The 15,061-nt window shown below is 47.2% G+C and carries 12 protein-coding genes and 1 pseudogene; 2 read left to right on the top strand and 11 right to left on the bottom strand.

Annotation, left to right across the window (positions count from 1 at the left end):
* Positions 1-321: 321 nt before the first annotated feature.
* From BLT51_RS04650 to BLT51_RS04630, 5 genes and pseudogenes are all read right to left on the bottom strand, one after another.
* Complete coding sequence (locus BLT51_RS04650) at positions 322-2,355, bottom strand: fibronectin type III domain-containing protein (RefSeq protein WP_091280432.1); 2,034 nt, start codon at positions 2,353-2,355, stop codon at positions 322-324.
* Positions 2,356-2,617: 262 nt separating this feature from the next.
* Positions 2,618-3,970 carry an MFS transporter gene (locus tag BLT51_RS04645; protein ID WP_091280429.1) on the bottom strand — a complete coding sequence of 451 codons (1,353 nt, stop codon included), beginning with the start codon at positions 3,968-3,970 and terminating at the stop codon, positions 2,618-2,620.
* A gap of 37 nt (positions 3,971-4,007) precedes the next feature.
* Complete coding sequence (locus BLT51_RS04640) at positions 4,008-4,301, bottom strand: MFS transporter (RefSeq protein ID WP_091280428.1); 294 nt, start codon at positions 4,299-4,301, stop codon at positions 4,008-4,010.
* A gap of 65 nt (positions 4,302-4,366) precedes the next feature.
* Positions 4,367-4,909: pseudogene (locus BLT51_RS04635) on the bottom strand (MFS transporter); the annotation flags it as partial.
* Positions 4,910-4,945: 36 nt separating this feature from the next.
* The gene (locus tag BLT51_RS04630) at positions 4,946-5,233 is read right to left on the bottom strand and encodes an MFS transporter (protein ID WP_091280424.1); all 288 of its coding nucleotides are present in this window, start codon (positions 5,231-5,233) and stop codon (positions 4,946-4,948) included.
* 158 nt (positions 5,234-5,391) lie between these two features.
* Between BLT51_RS04630 and BLT51_RS04625 the strand changes: the two genes are divergently transcribed.
* Positions 5,392-5,865, top strand: a complete 474-nt coding sequence (locus BLT51_RS04625) for a hypothetical protein (protein WP_197672567.1) — start codon at positions 5,392-5,394, stop codon at positions 5,863-5,865.
* Between the two features lie 347 nt (positions 5,866-6,212).
* On the opposite strand, the gene BLT51_RS04620 is transcribed toward BLT51_RS04625, so the two are convergent.
* Positions 6,213-7,169 carry a nucleotidyl transferase AbiEii/AbiGii toxin family protein gene (locus tag BLT51_RS04620; protein WP_091280419.1) on the bottom strand — a complete coding sequence of 319 codons (957 nt, stop codon included), beginning with the start codon at positions 7,167-7,169 and terminating at the stop codon, positions 6,213-6,215.
* Positions 7,162-8,070, bottom strand: coding sequence for a type IV toxin-antitoxin system AbiEi family antitoxin domain-containing protein (locus BLT51_RS04615; RefSeq protein ID WP_091280416.1), 909 nt, complete (start codon positions 8,068-8,070; stop codon positions 7,162-7,164). Before BLT51_RS04615 ends, BLT51_RS04620 begins: the two co-directional genes overlap by 8 nt.
* A 241-nt stretch (positions 8,071-8,311) precedes the next feature.
* On the opposite strand from BLT51_RS04615, the gene BLT51_RS04610 reads away from it, so the two are divergent.
* A complete protein-coding gene (locus BLT51_RS04610) occupies positions 8,312-9,391 on the top strand; it encodes an EcsC family protein (RefSeq protein ID WP_172801320.1) in 1,080 nt (359 codons plus the stop codon).
* A 202-nt stretch (positions 9,392-9,593) separates the two neighbouring features.
* Here BLT51_RS04610 and BLT51_RS04605 read toward each other — a convergent pair whose 3' ends face one another.
* From BLT51_RS04605 to yicI, 4 genes are read right to left on the bottom strand one after another with little or no spacing between them, the layout of a single operon-like run.
* Positions 9,594-10,457, bottom strand: coding sequence for a carbohydrate ABC transporter permease (locus BLT51_RS04605; protein ID WP_091282572.1), 864 nt, complete (start codon positions 10,455-10,457; stop codon positions 9,594-9,596).
* Between the two features lie 11 nt (positions 10,458-10,468).
* Positions 10,469-11,407, bottom strand: coding sequence for a carbohydrate ABC transporter permease (locus tag BLT51_RS04600; RefSeq protein ID WP_091280411.1), 939 nt, complete (start codon positions 11,405-11,407; stop codon positions 10,469-10,471).
* Between the two features lie 6 nt (positions 11,408-11,413).
* Positions 11,414-12,664, bottom strand: a complete 1,251-nt coding sequence (locus BLT51_RS04595; RefSeq protein WP_091280409.1) for a sugar ABC transporter substrate-binding protein — start codon at positions 12,662-12,664, stop codon at positions 11,414-11,416.
* 34 nt (positions 12,665-12,698) lie between these two features.
* Positions 12,699-15,050: an alpha-xylosidase gene (gene yicI, locus BLT51_RS04590; protein ID WP_091280407.1), complete on the bottom strand. Its 2,352-nt coding sequence runs from the start codon at positions 15,048-15,050 to the stop codon at positions 12,699-12,701.
* Between the last annotated feature and the right edge of the window lie 11 nt (positions 15,051-15,061).

Raw genomic sequence — 15,061 nt, 5'->3', positions numbered from 1 at the left:
CCGATGAAAGTGGACTAATTCCACTGAAAGTCGCTTTGTGAGCGGGTGAATAAGATGCTATCTGTGCATAGAGTTTGCATATTCGCGCATTTAGCCGATGGGTCGCTCATTTTCGGCCAAAAATGCAAACTGTATGCACACCAAGGGCGCTACCGTATTCTGGGTTTGAGCAACTTGCTGAATCAGGGATAGCATCCGAGCCTATTCTCATCAGAATCCCCTGCGCGCCCTATGCCTAACTAAAACAGACAGAAGTGGCTAGGAACGTCTAAATTCCTAGCCACTTCACGCTACTGATACAGTCTCATTTTAACTGCAGATTCAGTTATGAATCTTGCGGTATCGGCGTGTAGCAACACCGGCTGTCAACATAGTCATACTCAACATGGCCATGACTATAACGTCAGCACCAGTTTTTGCGAGTTGATTACCCTGATGGATATTGTCTGGGCTCGGCTGAGGCCGCGGTTGCGGTTGCGGTTGCGGCTGAGGCTGAGGCTGAGGCTGAGGAGCAGGATCAGGTTGCGGCTGAGGCTGAGGCTGAGGAGCAGGATCAGGTTGCGGCTGAGGTTGCGGCTGAGGCTGAGGCTGAGGCCGCGGTTGCGGTTGAGGCTGAGGAGCAGGATCAGGTTGCGGCTGAGGCTGAGGCTGAGGAGCAGGATCAGGTTGCGGCTGAGGTTGCGGCTGAGGAGCAGGATCAGGTTGCGGCTGAGGCTGAGGCTGAGGAGCAGGATCAGGTTGCGGCTGAGGCTGAGGCTGAGGAGCAGGATCAGGTTGCGGCTGAGGATCAGGATCAGGCTGCGGAGCAGGATCTACCTGATCCTTTAGAGTTATATTGACATACTGATCCAAGGAACGATCAGTAAGCGAGAGTGCGTGCGCAGCCATCGTACCAACAAAGTAGTGTTTGCCAGGTTCGAAAACATTAGCTGGAATCTCGAACGAGGTAGTAAACCTACCGGCCATCATTTCATTGGGCCTTATCCAACTTGCATGGACGAAGTCTTTCACACGGTTCGGGTCGGGGGCAGTACCAGGAGTCCATACTGGCAACTCAGTGATAACAACATAGACGCCTTGCGCAGCTCCGTCGCCTAAATATCCGGTACCAGAAACAGTGAATTTATTAGACTTTGCTGGGTCAATATCCTTAACAGGAGTGACGTTAAGCTTCGGCAACGGAACATCTAGTGGAGTACCAACCGTGAAAGCGTCTGAGGTTATAATTTCAGAGGATTTATCACCATTAATAAGCTGAAGCTGAGCCACAAAAACGCCCTCTGGAAGGTCAGCGAGCTTCCAATGACTATCGCCTTTGTGTACACCAAACTGCTTAACGCGACTCTTGAAGTGTGCACCACAAGCTTTTGGCTTAGCACACTCAATGCGAACTAGGTATGCCGCGTGTTCCGGTTCGTTACCTGTTGGTGCCCAGCTTACAGTCGCTACATGCCCATTTGGATGCACGAATACACCAAAGCCATCTTTATCGACCTGCATCTTAAACGCTTCTTGGTCAGCTGGAACGACAACTGGCTTAGAGAGCTCTGTCCATGGACCCCAGCCAGCGGCATTTTCTGCTCGCACTTTGACCTGATAGCTAATTCCGGGAGTTAAATCTGGGAACTTATAGTATTCGTTGAATGAACCTGTCATGTCTACTTGAGCTGTTTTTTCAGTTCCATCAGTACCGACTAACGTCAGCTCATAATTAGTGAAAGGCTTACCTTCAGAAGGTTCAAACCAGAACGCCTCGATGGCGGTAGTATCGCCTTTAACTAACCGCGCACTTAAATTAATGGGAGCACTCGGCACACTTACGACTGGCGGGTTGCCTGAACCAGGATTGTCATCACCAGGAGTCGTACCGCCATCGTTTGGTGGCTCAATCGGCTCCGTTGTATTGTCATTTTCTATCTTGATAACGCCTGAATCCACGTCAGTGCCAGGTATAGCATCGACATTAAACTGATCAAGAGATGCGATAGTCACATGATAGCTTTGCCCTACTTCCAGATAATCTGGCCCGAATTCAACCTGGGTACTAAGGGTATTCCTAACGATGAGGGTTTTTTCTCCCTTCATTAAAGAAACTTTGAATTCGCCGCGAAAAGCGTCGGGGCGTTCCCAGGTGACATTGATCTTTTTGCCATCGACAGTAATGCGAACATTTTTGGCAGCTTGCAGATGGTCTACGGATGACGCCGTCACCACATTCTTAGCATTTCTCTCCGCACTGATATCGGAAGCATACGCTGAAGAAATACTGGTGCCGAATAGCAACACACCGGCCGTAGCTATAGCTAAGCCAGAACGCATCACGGTTCGGCTCGACTTGCGTAGCCTTAATAGCATTGTTAACTCCTTTTAGTGAAGTTTTTAGAAAATATAACTAAGGTTAGGCTAACCTTAGTTATTAATAGTATAGAGTTTCCCCGACCCCCACAAGACTTTCTTCAAAATGCGTCTACTTGACCACAAAACGGTCACAGCACTATGGCAAAGAACTACAATTAGAGGATATTTTCAATATTCCGGTATTCCCTTAAACCTACTATTGCAACCCACCGTCGCGTTTCGCAAAGTGTACTGACTACCCGGAACTGCTTCCAGATTCTCACAGAGCATCCAACGACCGACCGTTCGTTTCTTCCGCAAACATGTAGATAACTCCGCCAGCAAGGAGCAAAATTGCGAACACGATAAAAGCTGGAACAACTGCGTTGAGCGTGACCGTTGGCCGCACGGCGCTCCCGCCAATCAGCAATCCCATCAACATCGGACCGATTATTTTGGCCGAGGCGCCGATACCGTAGCCAAGGCCTAGGCCAGTGGCACGTACTTCGTTCGGGAACTGTTCTGCCCCAAACGCGTTCAAGATTCCGAAAGCGCCGTCGCCGAACCCCATTGCGATGATGACTCCACTGAAGAACAAGATCCACGAACCGGCAGTGCCAGCAAAGGCTGACCAGGCCACGATTAATGAGCCGATCGCACCCACAGTTCCACAGGCTAGTAGCGTCCAGCGCCGCCCGATTCGGTCTGCGACCCAGGCAGCCGCCAACCGCCCGAGCAAGTCGGCGAAGGATACCAGCATGAAGAGCGAGGCCACCGTCGTCGTCGATAATCCGTATCCGTCATGAAGCAACGTTTGGCCCCACGACTGAATCGTCGCCGAACCGAGAATGAAACTGAAGGTTCCGAGCGCTACGATTGTGAGCGAGCGCCGATGCCGGCGGAAAACTTGGGCGTAGGATGCGCGGTGAGGTTTCGACGACGGCGGTAGCGTACCCACGTGGGAAGCTGGAAGTTCCAGCGCCCACGCCAACGCCTGGGAGGCTTCAGCGGTTCTCCCCTGGGAGAGCAGATAACGCGGAGATTCTGGGACCTTGCGTAACCAGAAAAGGAGAAAAATCGGTAGCGCGCCTAAGGCGATGAGGGCACGCCAGTGGTCGTGAAAAATCTGTTGTGCTAAAGCGCCTAAAAACAGTCCTGCCGGGATAAAGACCGACGCCAGGCCAGCCAGCAAACCGCGCTGTTTTGCCGGAACGAACTCCTGCAGGTACGAGATCGAGACGATGTTGAGACCGCCCACGCCCATGCCCACCAATACGCGCAGCACAGCGAGCATGATCCAGCCGCGCTCGGGAGTAAAAACCGAGGCCAGCGTGAACATCGTAAACATGAGAACGCACCAGAAAAAGGCACGTTTGCGGCCGATTTTGTCTGCCAACCGGCCCCACATGACCGCGCCGATCACGGTACCTAGCCCGGAACAAGCCAGGATCGTGCCCGCCTCGAAACCGGTCAAATGCCACGGTCTAGTGAGGACAGCGACGACGAAACCTATGAGGAACATGTCGAAAAACTCCGAAATGTTGCCGGCAACCACCAAGGCAATCAACGACTTTTGATGGCGCGTAAGCGGGCGCGAATCGATCTGTTGCAGGGCGGTTTGCGAGGTAGTCATATCATTAGGGTATGTTTTTGGTGGCGGCGGGGTCTAGCTATGTGTCACCTGACGGCTCAACAATATGCCGCATTCGGACAAACTCGGGCGACGAAAAGAGCGGAACCACTGATATTCCCGCAATTAACGAGGCACACGATAACGCGATGAAAATTCCGAAACTATCTAGCATAAGTCCGCCCAAATAGCTTCCCAAGGGCATAAGTATCATTCCAGGAACACCCGATGCTGCTACCACTCGCCCAATCAGATGTTCTGGCGTAACCGTCATCGTGTATGACGCAATTAAGGAATTAAATGCCGGAAGCAGAAGCCCGCCAGCAAAAAACACTACGCAACTAAAAACAAAATTCCCATACACACAAGCTGTCGCAAACATACTCAAAGTTAAAGCGATTATCGTTGCTGCGCCAACGACAATCGCTTGAGCCTATCCAAAATTTTTCCCGCCACAAAAGAGCCGAGAAAAATCCCCAACCCCATCGTGCTCATATAGAAACCAATAAGCGTTGACGAATAGCTACTTTTCTCAAAATAACTAATCATAATGATTGGCATCATTGCTAATGGGAGATTGATAATCGAAGCGGTCGTGACAATAGCACGCAAAGATGAGTCATTCCAAACAAAGCGGAAACCACTTTTTAGCTCATCGAACATTGTGTTAGCACTAGTACTACCTTCAGCTGGTCGCAACTTAACCGGCGGGACTATCACAGCAGCGAACAAGTGACATACAGACTGAACAATATATGTAGCCACATGACTGCCAGCGAAAACCAGACCAGCAAAAGGACCACCAAGTAGATTAGCGACAGCCTCTCGCCCTTGAGTCACCCCATTAGCTTGAGTATAGAGTCCCTGAGGCAGAATTTTTTGAATAATGGAGTGCTCAGATGGCACAGTTATCGAAGCAAAAGCCGCCGCAACAGAAGCTAAACCAGCGGTCGCAACAGAAGTATTATGCCCTGTGCTCTATAACAGAGCCACGCTCACCCAGCAACTCATTTGGATTAAGGAGCTAACCCGGATGAGTTTGCCCGAGTTAAACCGGTCTGCGATAACTCCGCTAAAGATCTGACTCAGGATTCCGGTTGCCGCCACAATGGCTGTAACAAGACCTGCGGTTGACGCACTTGCCCCATTCGCCAACACCGTTAGCGGGACAACAATATACGCTATCGACTGAGCAACATCATTCGCCAGCGTCGATCCAAGCAAGCGCCGGAAACTAACGTATTGCCACGATGAAGCCTTTTTCATTCAATCATGGTAGCACGATAGCTAAAGGTGCCCAATTGTAGGTTCCTACCTTGCAATTGAAACGTAAAAAGAAATAACCACGTCGAATCGATAGCGTATCTGGCAGAATCGGGAGACACTTTTACAGATGCTCTGGCGCTTCCTATACAGATGAGCTGGTGGCATTGTGGAAACTTACCGCCCCAGAAAAATTTACTCATGAACGCATACAACCTAGCAACTGGGATGGTGTTACTGCAGGCGGGGCTACCGGCTCGTCTCTGCTAGAGATTAGAGATTTTCACCTGTCACCGTATCGGGTCTATGCACCTCGACGAATTAACTCACGAAACCCGAGTGCCAGTTTCGCTCGCCGAATTATTCAGCGCGATGAAGTTATGTTTATTCACGGCCTACTAGTAACGCGACCTGAACGTACTGTTTCCGATCTTGTAGCTGACGACGAAGATCTTTCGCTGATCGCAGATGCACTACGGGACGCTTCACATAAGTTTCCAGAATTCAACTACGCAAAACTGCTGGGCTTCTTAGAAGAGTTCTTTGGCGAAGAACGAGCTCAAGAAATATATCAGCAACTATTGTTTGCCGCATGGATCGCGCCCATTAGACCCCGGTCATATACAATGGCTTAGTATACGGAACAACCACGAAAACAATCCGGAATACACCGCAAAAATCAAAAAAGGTCGTCTGCAACCGCCGAAGCAATCAGCGACTTTCAACGGAACATCAGCGGATGCAACGCAATCTATGAGAGACTTGTAAAGTTGCTAGGAGATGAGGACGTCAAGCTAGAGTAACATCAGTTCTTCTCGCGTTAAGACAAACAGTTTACTCTGTTGTCGTGTTCCTAAAGAATTACCTTTATTTTATGGTGAGGACAACGAACACAAACACAAGGAAGGACACACCTGTCGTTGAGAATACTCGCGTCCAGCTAAACTTCGGTAAGCCCATTTAATTCCTTCTCTATTAGAGATCAGAAGCCTCGTCCTAAATCCAAAGAAGGACTATTTTCAGAATCGCTACCCTTTTCCACCCACTGCAATGCCGTAGGGTCCCACACTAAACCAACTGTTTCTCCTGCCAGAGCCGGATCAATACAGGTTTTTACTAGCTCTTCAGCGGTCGCAATATCTTGCAGCTGAGCCGGAATCTTTACTTCTTTGGCAATCTTTCGGAAGTTTCCCGAGTACTCGTTGAACCAAAGCTCAGGAACATGAAAAGATTCAAGAGTTCCAAGTCGCCGAATCCGAGCTTCTGATGCTATCCGTCTTGCAAGCGCATCTCCATCAATTTTTTCATTCCGCAGATAAATAATAAGATCTACAAGATCTCTAACCCGACTAGAGACTCGGCCACCCTCATAGCGTTGCATCGTTGCGCACACTTTATCTGCTACAGCATGCACTACTGGATAAACGCGATACTTAAAAACTGGAATTCCTTCTATGTGCAATCGATTTGCCGGTTCAATAGCATCTGTTTCTTCAACCGGGATACGATCAACTACGAGATCAATTGACAACGCATTGAGTCTCTTTGTTTTACCAAGAAGTACAGAAATTTTTACTCGATAACCGTCACGATATTCTTGATTACTGGCAATCGGCTTTGCGGGCTCAACGATATATTCGAGATAATCGTCAAGGTCAATTCTTGCGATCCGTTCTAGCTCACTAAGAGCTTCCTCGAGATCCTGCCCGCTATAGACGACGTCGGTATCGCGCGTATATCTCGCGTCAATCGTACGAGCAAGCATCCCTCGTCCACCTTTGAGAATAAACGCTGGCGGGTCTTCACTAAAGATTCTTTCTAGAAACCTCCCCGTATAGTATCCTTCTAGGGCGTGGTTCGTATTCTGGGAAGATTTTTTCGCGCTCTCTTTAACAGCGAGCTCAAGCGCACGAGCAGTGCGATAACGACGTTCAGTCATCGTCGTCCTTCTTTCTTGTCTCCCCCGTCAGTTTCATTTGGTACAGGCGAACAGCGTCGGCTACCTGGATCAAACAATCCCCTATTACTCTCATTTGCTCTTTCGTTGGCGCATAGCTTTTCTGAGCCGCTTCTATAGCTGCCGAAAAGATGATGACACTTTGCATCAAAGAATGTAGACTTTCCGAGTTGAGTTGCACGGCTTTTCCAGCTTCTGCGATCACTTTCATCGAACGCAGAAGATTTGATATTCCTTGATCAAACTGCGGTTCAGCAGCGTTGCGCGCGAACAAGTCGCGCGCAAAGGCTTCCCCATCACCTGTTGCATATCCATGCTTCTTTGCCAGCGGTTTCAGCAGGTAAGCGAGGCGTTCGTGATCGAATCTATAATCATTGCGAGCAGCATCAGCAATCATGTTTGCGATCAGGTCAGGATCTTCACCGAGCCGGATAAGATCATAAATAGTTCGTTCCAGAGTGGTCACTGGCACGTGCTCGACCAGAATAATATCTTTCGAATCAATCTCCTGACGAAAATAACGGATATCATCACGTGTGGTTTGTTTGCGCACGGACAGCGTGAACGTATACGGAGAAGCATGAAAATCCCCAATACCATGCATATAGGCTGCAGTTCTTCCAGAAATAACCGCATCAAAGGATGGCTTCTCCAGTCGCTCATAGGCTGACTCCTTCGGAAAGACGGAGAGCCACGCAGCTTTAACATCAGCATGCGAGGTTTGGTTACCAGACGCGTACTGGTAGACGCCATACGATAGCCCTTCTATACGCCCCGCATCACGCAGTCGAGAAATTTGGTTACGCCGAACTCCCAATTGTTGAGCTTGTGCGGTAGTGAACATACCCCACTGCGACATTGCTAGATTTTCAAGCTCTATCACACACACCACCTAATACTGGTTTCGTTTACGTGTTGTAAACGAAGCCAGTATAGCAAATAATATCCCTGCGCACTCTCGCTGCTAAATCTTCGCTTTTAACTCACGATCAGAGCTGCACTATCCACCCCACGCAACTACCGCCCGTCCTGATGTTTACATATGGAAACATCAGGGAAACACTAACAACAACCCACACTAGAGAATATGGTTGGTATCATTTCCACAGATTCCAACAACGTAGGTGAATAAGGAGAAAGCTTTGGGCAATATGGCGTATAAAGTTCCTACTCTAATAATTGATGCGAAGGAAACACGTTCACTAGAACTACTATCTGAGCGCTACGAAAAGCTAGTTGCGCCCTCCACGTTAAATCAGCTCGGCGACCTAATTTACGAATACACACCGCAGCAACTATTGGATTTCGGATCCTCCGTAAAAGCGACCATCTCCGAGCAAGATCTTTTCGCTTCTGCTCTCGAAGTAATAACGAACGGCTTCGATGTTGTCACAAAAACAGTTGCAAAATACTCCATAAGTGAAACCAGTATTATCAATAACGTCAACGAAAAAATAGCAGATAATGAAATAACAGATCTGAAGGCAATCTGCCTAGCACGCTCTTACGATATAGCAGAAGTAGTTTCTTCATATAAAACTAGCGGTTTAGCATTAGCTCTCATCGAAGGTGGTGTAACAGGCTATTTCGGCTTCGCTGGATTACCATTCAACCTTGTACTAAGCACCTTCATTTATTATCGCGGCGTCCAATCGATTGCCATGCATTATGGCTATGACGTTAAAAATGACGCAACAGAACTCGTCATCGCCAGTGAAGTATTTATGAATGCACTCAACCCTAACCAACAAGGGACAGATGGGCTGACGAGCACAATTAGCAAGTTCATGGTTTTCGCAGAATTATCAGCCGTGAAACAAACAGCGAAAAAGACCTGGACAGAAATGGCAGCACGAGGTGGAGCTAGTCTACTAGCCACGCAAATGCGCGCATTGGCCAATACGGCAGCTAAAAAAGCCTTAGAAAATGCTGGTAAAAAGGGTTTAGAAAATAGCTTATTCAAAGGCGTATTCGAACAAATCGGCAGGAGCCTTACGCAAAAAACAATCGGAAAATCTATCCCTGTCATTGGCAGCGTGTTTGGTTCTTTGTACGACACCGCTCAAATGAATACTGTTTTAGAGTTCGCAGACGTCTTTTACAATAAAAGGTTTATAGTCGAGAAAGAAATGCGAATCAATCAATTGCTGCAATCCCACGAGGATAGCTCTACCGATGTCAATGCAACTGAAGAAACTCTATAAACAATTGACCAACATAAGCATTTTCCACCAATATTTCATGGAAACCGCCGTCTTTACTGCCAGGCAAAACTACAACCATTAACACGCAGTAGATGTCGCTACTCTCAGTTGGGAAGTAAAGCGTGACAAGCCGGCCCTAAACGCTACGAACAAATAGCTCCAGAAACAGAACAGAAGTCAGCCAGATATTAATTCTTAACGCTCAGCCTTTGGTGGCTCCTCCAGCCAGACCTCCCACTATGTAGCGCTGCAGGGCTATGAATACCAGTAAAACTGGCAATGCAATCAAAGTCGCCACCGCCATAAGGTCATTCCAATTCGTTCCATACTGTCCAATCAACCTATTCAATGCCACCGTAAGAGGTTGGATGTTTTGGTCTGTCAGTAACGTCAGGGCAAACGTGAATTCTCCCCATGCCATGAGGAAAGCAAACGAACCAATCATAATGACACCCGGGCGTATTGTTGGAATCACAATCCGCACAATAGTTTGCAGGGTTGATAATCCGTCAAGTTTCGCAGCTTCTTCGACATCATAAGGAAATTGCGCGAAGTACGGACGCAATAAAATAACTGCAAAAGGTAAAGTGACTGCGATATCTGCCAAAATGATGGAAATGAAAGTATTTGTTAAGGACACTTGGCGGAACATCACGAACATGGGTACCGATATTGCGATCGCTGGGAGTAATTGAACCACGGTGAGCATAACCATCATCGTGGTAGTGACTTTATCGCGCATACGTGCAACCGCGTACGAAGCAGGAATCGCAATAAACAACGTCAGCACTAGCACCGACAATGCGATGAATAACGAATTGAGCAACGCTTGGAAAATACCAAAGCTATCAGTAAACATTGCCGTATAGGATCCTGTATACAGATTACTCGGGATAAGCTGCGGAGGATCACTAAACATGTCTTTCGACGTCTTTAAGGAAGTATTGATCATCCAGTAGACGGGAAATAGATAGACAATAGCAATTATCCAAGCAACCACCGATTTCACATAGAGCCGCCGCTGACGGCGTTGAGTGAGGCTATTTGTATTCTTACTTTTCGTCATACCAGGCATCTTTATTGTTCCTTCCGAAGACTTCGCACGTAGAACCATGACAATCCCAATGGCAAGAGCAAAGTCAAAACCGAAGCCGCCGCACCATAACCAAATTGGAATACTTGGAATGTTTTCAAATACGTGTAGACCGGCAAGGTCGTAGTGGAGTCCACCGGCCCACCTTTAGTCATGGTGTAGATCAAATCGAAAACTTTATAGGTGTTGATAACTCCAAGGAGCAGGACAGATATAGTCACTGGTTTCATTATTGGAAAAGTTATTTTCCAAAATTGTTGCCAGGAATTAGCACCATCAACTTGAGCTGCTTCATAGAGGGTTTGGTCAATTGTATGTAGTCCCGAGAGAAGCAAAAGCATGTTGAAGGGAATCCCGACCCAGAGGTTAGCAATAATAACTGCAGCCATGGCTGTCGGCCCGGTAGTTAGCCACTGCACTGGTTCTGAAATGAGATGTAGGGACTCCAAAATATAGTTGAGTAGACCATAATCAGAATCGAATAACCACTTAAAAATTGTTCCAGTAACAACTGGGGGAAGAATCCATCCCACTAACAAAATCGCGCGGATAATTCCGTTTCCAGGAAAAGGTCGTTGAAAATATAACGCGAGCGCAAATCCTGCAATGTATTGCAGGACAAGGCAAACACTCGTGAAAATCAGTGACAAAATTAGACTGTTCCAAAAACCTGGATCAGACAACGTGTATGAGTAGTTTGCAAAGGAATTAAAACTCAGATCACCCGATACTAGCTTCGCTCCATTGGCATCCACCAGACTCAAAAACACATTATAAAGTAGCGGAAAAGCCAAGAAAACGAGAATGTATGTTATCGCCGGTGCCGCCATTGCTAGCCCCAAGCGCCGAGTCGCCCGCTCTCGCGAATACACTCGGCGCTGGGAGCTTAGTTTTCTAGCAGCTATACTCGTGGTATCTGCCATGGGTTATCACTTCTTTGGCAAGAGTGGGGCTAGAGTATCGGCAGCTGTTTTAGCGGCTTGTTCCGGTGTCTTAGCACCTGTGAGAGCTTCTTGAATAGAGAGCTGAACAGCAGTAGAAATTTCGTTATATTTACCGCCATAAGCTCGAGCTTTCGCCACTTCTAATTGCTTTTCGAACACTTGCATTTTCTCATCAGAAGACAATTGAAGTTTGCCAGCCAAATCTTTCCGAGAAGAGAGCTGCCCGGATATATCGCAATATATCTTTGAGCCTTCCGAACCGGAGAGGAACTTCAATAGTTCTGTTGCGCCAGACTTATTTTTAGCTCCTGCAAATACACCAATATTTTCGCCACCTAAACCAGTAGCAGCAACTTTTCCTGCCGGTAGTGGAGCGATTCCCCAGTTAAAATCAGCATCTTTACTCACGTTGGGAATCTCCCACGGGCCGTTAAACATCATGGCAGTCTTGCCTGTAATGAACTGGGTACGTGCATCTTCTTGTGAGTAATTAGCTACTGCTGCTGACATTGCCCCGGTATCAATTAGATCAGCGAGATAGCCTAACGCTTCGGCTCCAGATTGGGCATAATTATCCAAGTCACCGCCAGTTTGCCACACAAACGGTAGGACTTGGAATGTGCCCTGTTCATTTTTCACTGCGGAAATAGCGAGGCCGAAGTTGCCATCGGTTGCAGTTGCGCGGGCACTATCCGCGAGTTCTTCCCAAGTAGTTGGAACTGATACTCCAGCTTTATCGAGCAGATCTTTATTGTAGAAGAGCGCTAGATTATTGGAGTTCAGTGGCAGGGAATACGTCTTTCCCTCTTGCTGCCCAGAAGACCACGGCCCTTCAAAAAAGTCCGCTTTCATATCCTTTGTTTCTTCAGTAATATCTTCCAGCAAACCTAAGGACGCGAAGTTTTGGGTATCAACATTGTCAAAAATTGCAATATCAGGGACTTCCCCACTAATACCAGCCTGCACAATAGACTTCGACAGATCTCCATAGGCGAAAGACTTACGTTCGACTTTAACCCCGGCATGAGTTTGTTCGAATTTTTCGATAGCTGCCGTCATAGCGTCATTGGGAGTATCTTGCCCTAGATAGTCCCACAGTAAAATTGTCTGCTCACCTGCCGTATCACTGCTATTTTCGCTAGCGGTATCAGCTGAGCAAGAGCTTAATCCTAGTAGTGGTAATGCACCCAGCGTAGCAATAGCTATACTTCTGTTGAGAAACTTTTTCGCTCTCATAATTTTTCTCCTAAAGATGTTGTTAGTTCTGTTATCAAAGTGAAGACAGCCGATCAAAATAAATCTCTATCTTTTGTGCGTCTTTATCTGGCAATACTGCAACAGCGGCTCCTAACTCAGGGACCCAGGTCTCGTCGATGACACTTCCTTGTGAAATACGTAGAATTGGCTGCTTATCCATAATTAAAACCCGAAATGGAACCTTCTCCCCGCGATTTTTTATGGACACTGATCCGGAATCAAGTTCAATATCAAATGAAACTTTTTCTTCACCAGCTATAGAAACCGAATACTGCTGATCCTCGCTCTGTGATGCTCCTACGACCAGTAAAATAGGATTGTCAGTGGGATCGTAGTTAATAGTCCGTGAGGTTTTTCCAAGAGGGATTACGCTGCCATCTTTTACCAACAGAGGTAAGCTCTCCTCGGAGTGAATCTGCTTCACCCAGCCAGCTTGTGGAATCCGTTGACCATCGAGTATGTTCGTCCACCCTCCAACAGGTAAATAAACATGAACTTCACCTTTTCGTGAAAATACCGGAGCTACCAAAATCTTGTCGCCAAAGAAGTATTGGGTATCAACGTATCGTGAGCCCATATCTTCGGGGTACTCTAAAAGCATAGGTCGCATAAAAGGTATACCGTTTTCCACAACTTGTTGTTGCGTATTGAGTATGTAGGGTAAAAGCCGGTTCTTTAGATGCGTAAACCGTCGAGCGACTTTAGTAGCGGTTTCTCCATAGAGCCACGGAGTGCGATATGAGTCAGAGCCGTGGAGGCGGGAGTGGCTCGAAAACATTCCAAAGGGATACCAACGGGTGAAAACATCGCTATCTGGCCGGCCCTCGAAACCTCCCATATCGTGACTCCAATACCCGAAACCACTCATAGCAAGTGAAAGTCCACCCCGCAGAGTTTCAGCCATAGACACAAATGTTGGCTCGCTATCGCCTCCCCAATGCACGGGATAGCTCTGCGATCCCAAAGTAGCAGAGCGCGCAAACACTAGAGCTTCTTCTTCACTTTTTTCTTCGGCAATTACCTCATAGACATTTTGGTTATAAAGTTTTGCATAGTAGTTATGCATCTTTTCCGGATCGGATCCATCATGCCAGACGACGTCGGTGGGGACGCGCTCTCCAAAGTCAGTTTTGAAAGCATCTACGCCCTGCTTTAATAAGTCTCGAAGTTTAGATTTCCACCAATCGCACGCTTGTGGATTGGTGAAATCTACCCACGCCATACCAGATTGCCAATGGTCCCATTGCCGCACATTTCCATGAAGGTCCTTTAGTAAATAACCTTTTTCTTTCCCTTCAGCAAATAGATAGGATTGTTGCGCGATATAGGGATTTATCCAAACACAAACTTTTATGCCGCGCTGATGTAGTCTCTCAAGCATTCGTGCAGGATCCGGGAATTTTTCCGGATCCCAAATGAAGTCACACCAATGCGAAGGACGCATCCAATAGCAATCGAAGTGTAAAACTGAAACTGGAATATCATTTTCTTCGAATTCGTCCAGAAGTTGATTCACCGACGTCTCAGAATAATCGGTTTTGAACGACGTCGACATCCACAACCCGTATGACCACTGCGGAACTCGCGGTGGCAACCCAACAAAGTGCGTATAACGGCTCAAGGCTTCCTTGGGCGTAGGCCCAGCAATAATGAAATACTCTAATTTATTTCCGGGAACCGAGAATTGCACTCGTGAATTGACTTCGGATGCGATCTCATACGATACTTTTTCCGGATGATTAACGATTACTCCATATCCGGCAGAGGAAAGATAGAACGGGATATTCTTGTATGCAAGTTCGCTAGCCGTACCTCCATCTTCATTCCACATTTCTACTTTTTGGCCATTTTTAACAAATGCCCCGAATCGTTCACCTAATCCATAGATTGTTTCCCCAGGTTGCAGCGTTAGCTGTTCATGGATGTACCTTTTCTCATCTGGAGCAAATACGATACCCGTGGATTTTACAATAGCTGATGTTATTTCTTCTCCATCGTGTAAAAACGATAATTTATAAGTATCTTTACCCTGGATTCGGGCGCTCAGAGAACCTATTTTCAGCTCAGCATTACATTCTCCAATGGTTACGTCCGTCTTTGCTTTGTTAGGTATATAGTTGAAGTTTGGATTTTGCTCTTTGTCACCTTGATGGTATTCGAGAGTGACTTTGATAATTCCTTCACTAACTCCGCGCACACTTACGGTAAGCATTACTAGATCTAGTTCTGCCCCGGTAAAGTTTAGGTGACGCGTTGGAGCATAGGCTCTAAATCCATCAGGAATTGCGACTATGCTTTGAATTTCGCGTGGGTGGTGAACCTCTAGGCCAGGTAGTTTACGCCAATATCCATCAGTGAATTTCATGGCTTGCCTTC

Origin of the sequence: Arcanobacterium phocae (genome assembly GCF_900105865.1) — a bacterium.
GTDB lineage: Bacteria > Actinomycetota > Actinomycetes > Actinomycetales > Actinomycetaceae > Arcanobacterium > Arcanobacterium phocae.
This window is presented reverse-complemented; position numbering and strand designations above follow the sequence as displayed.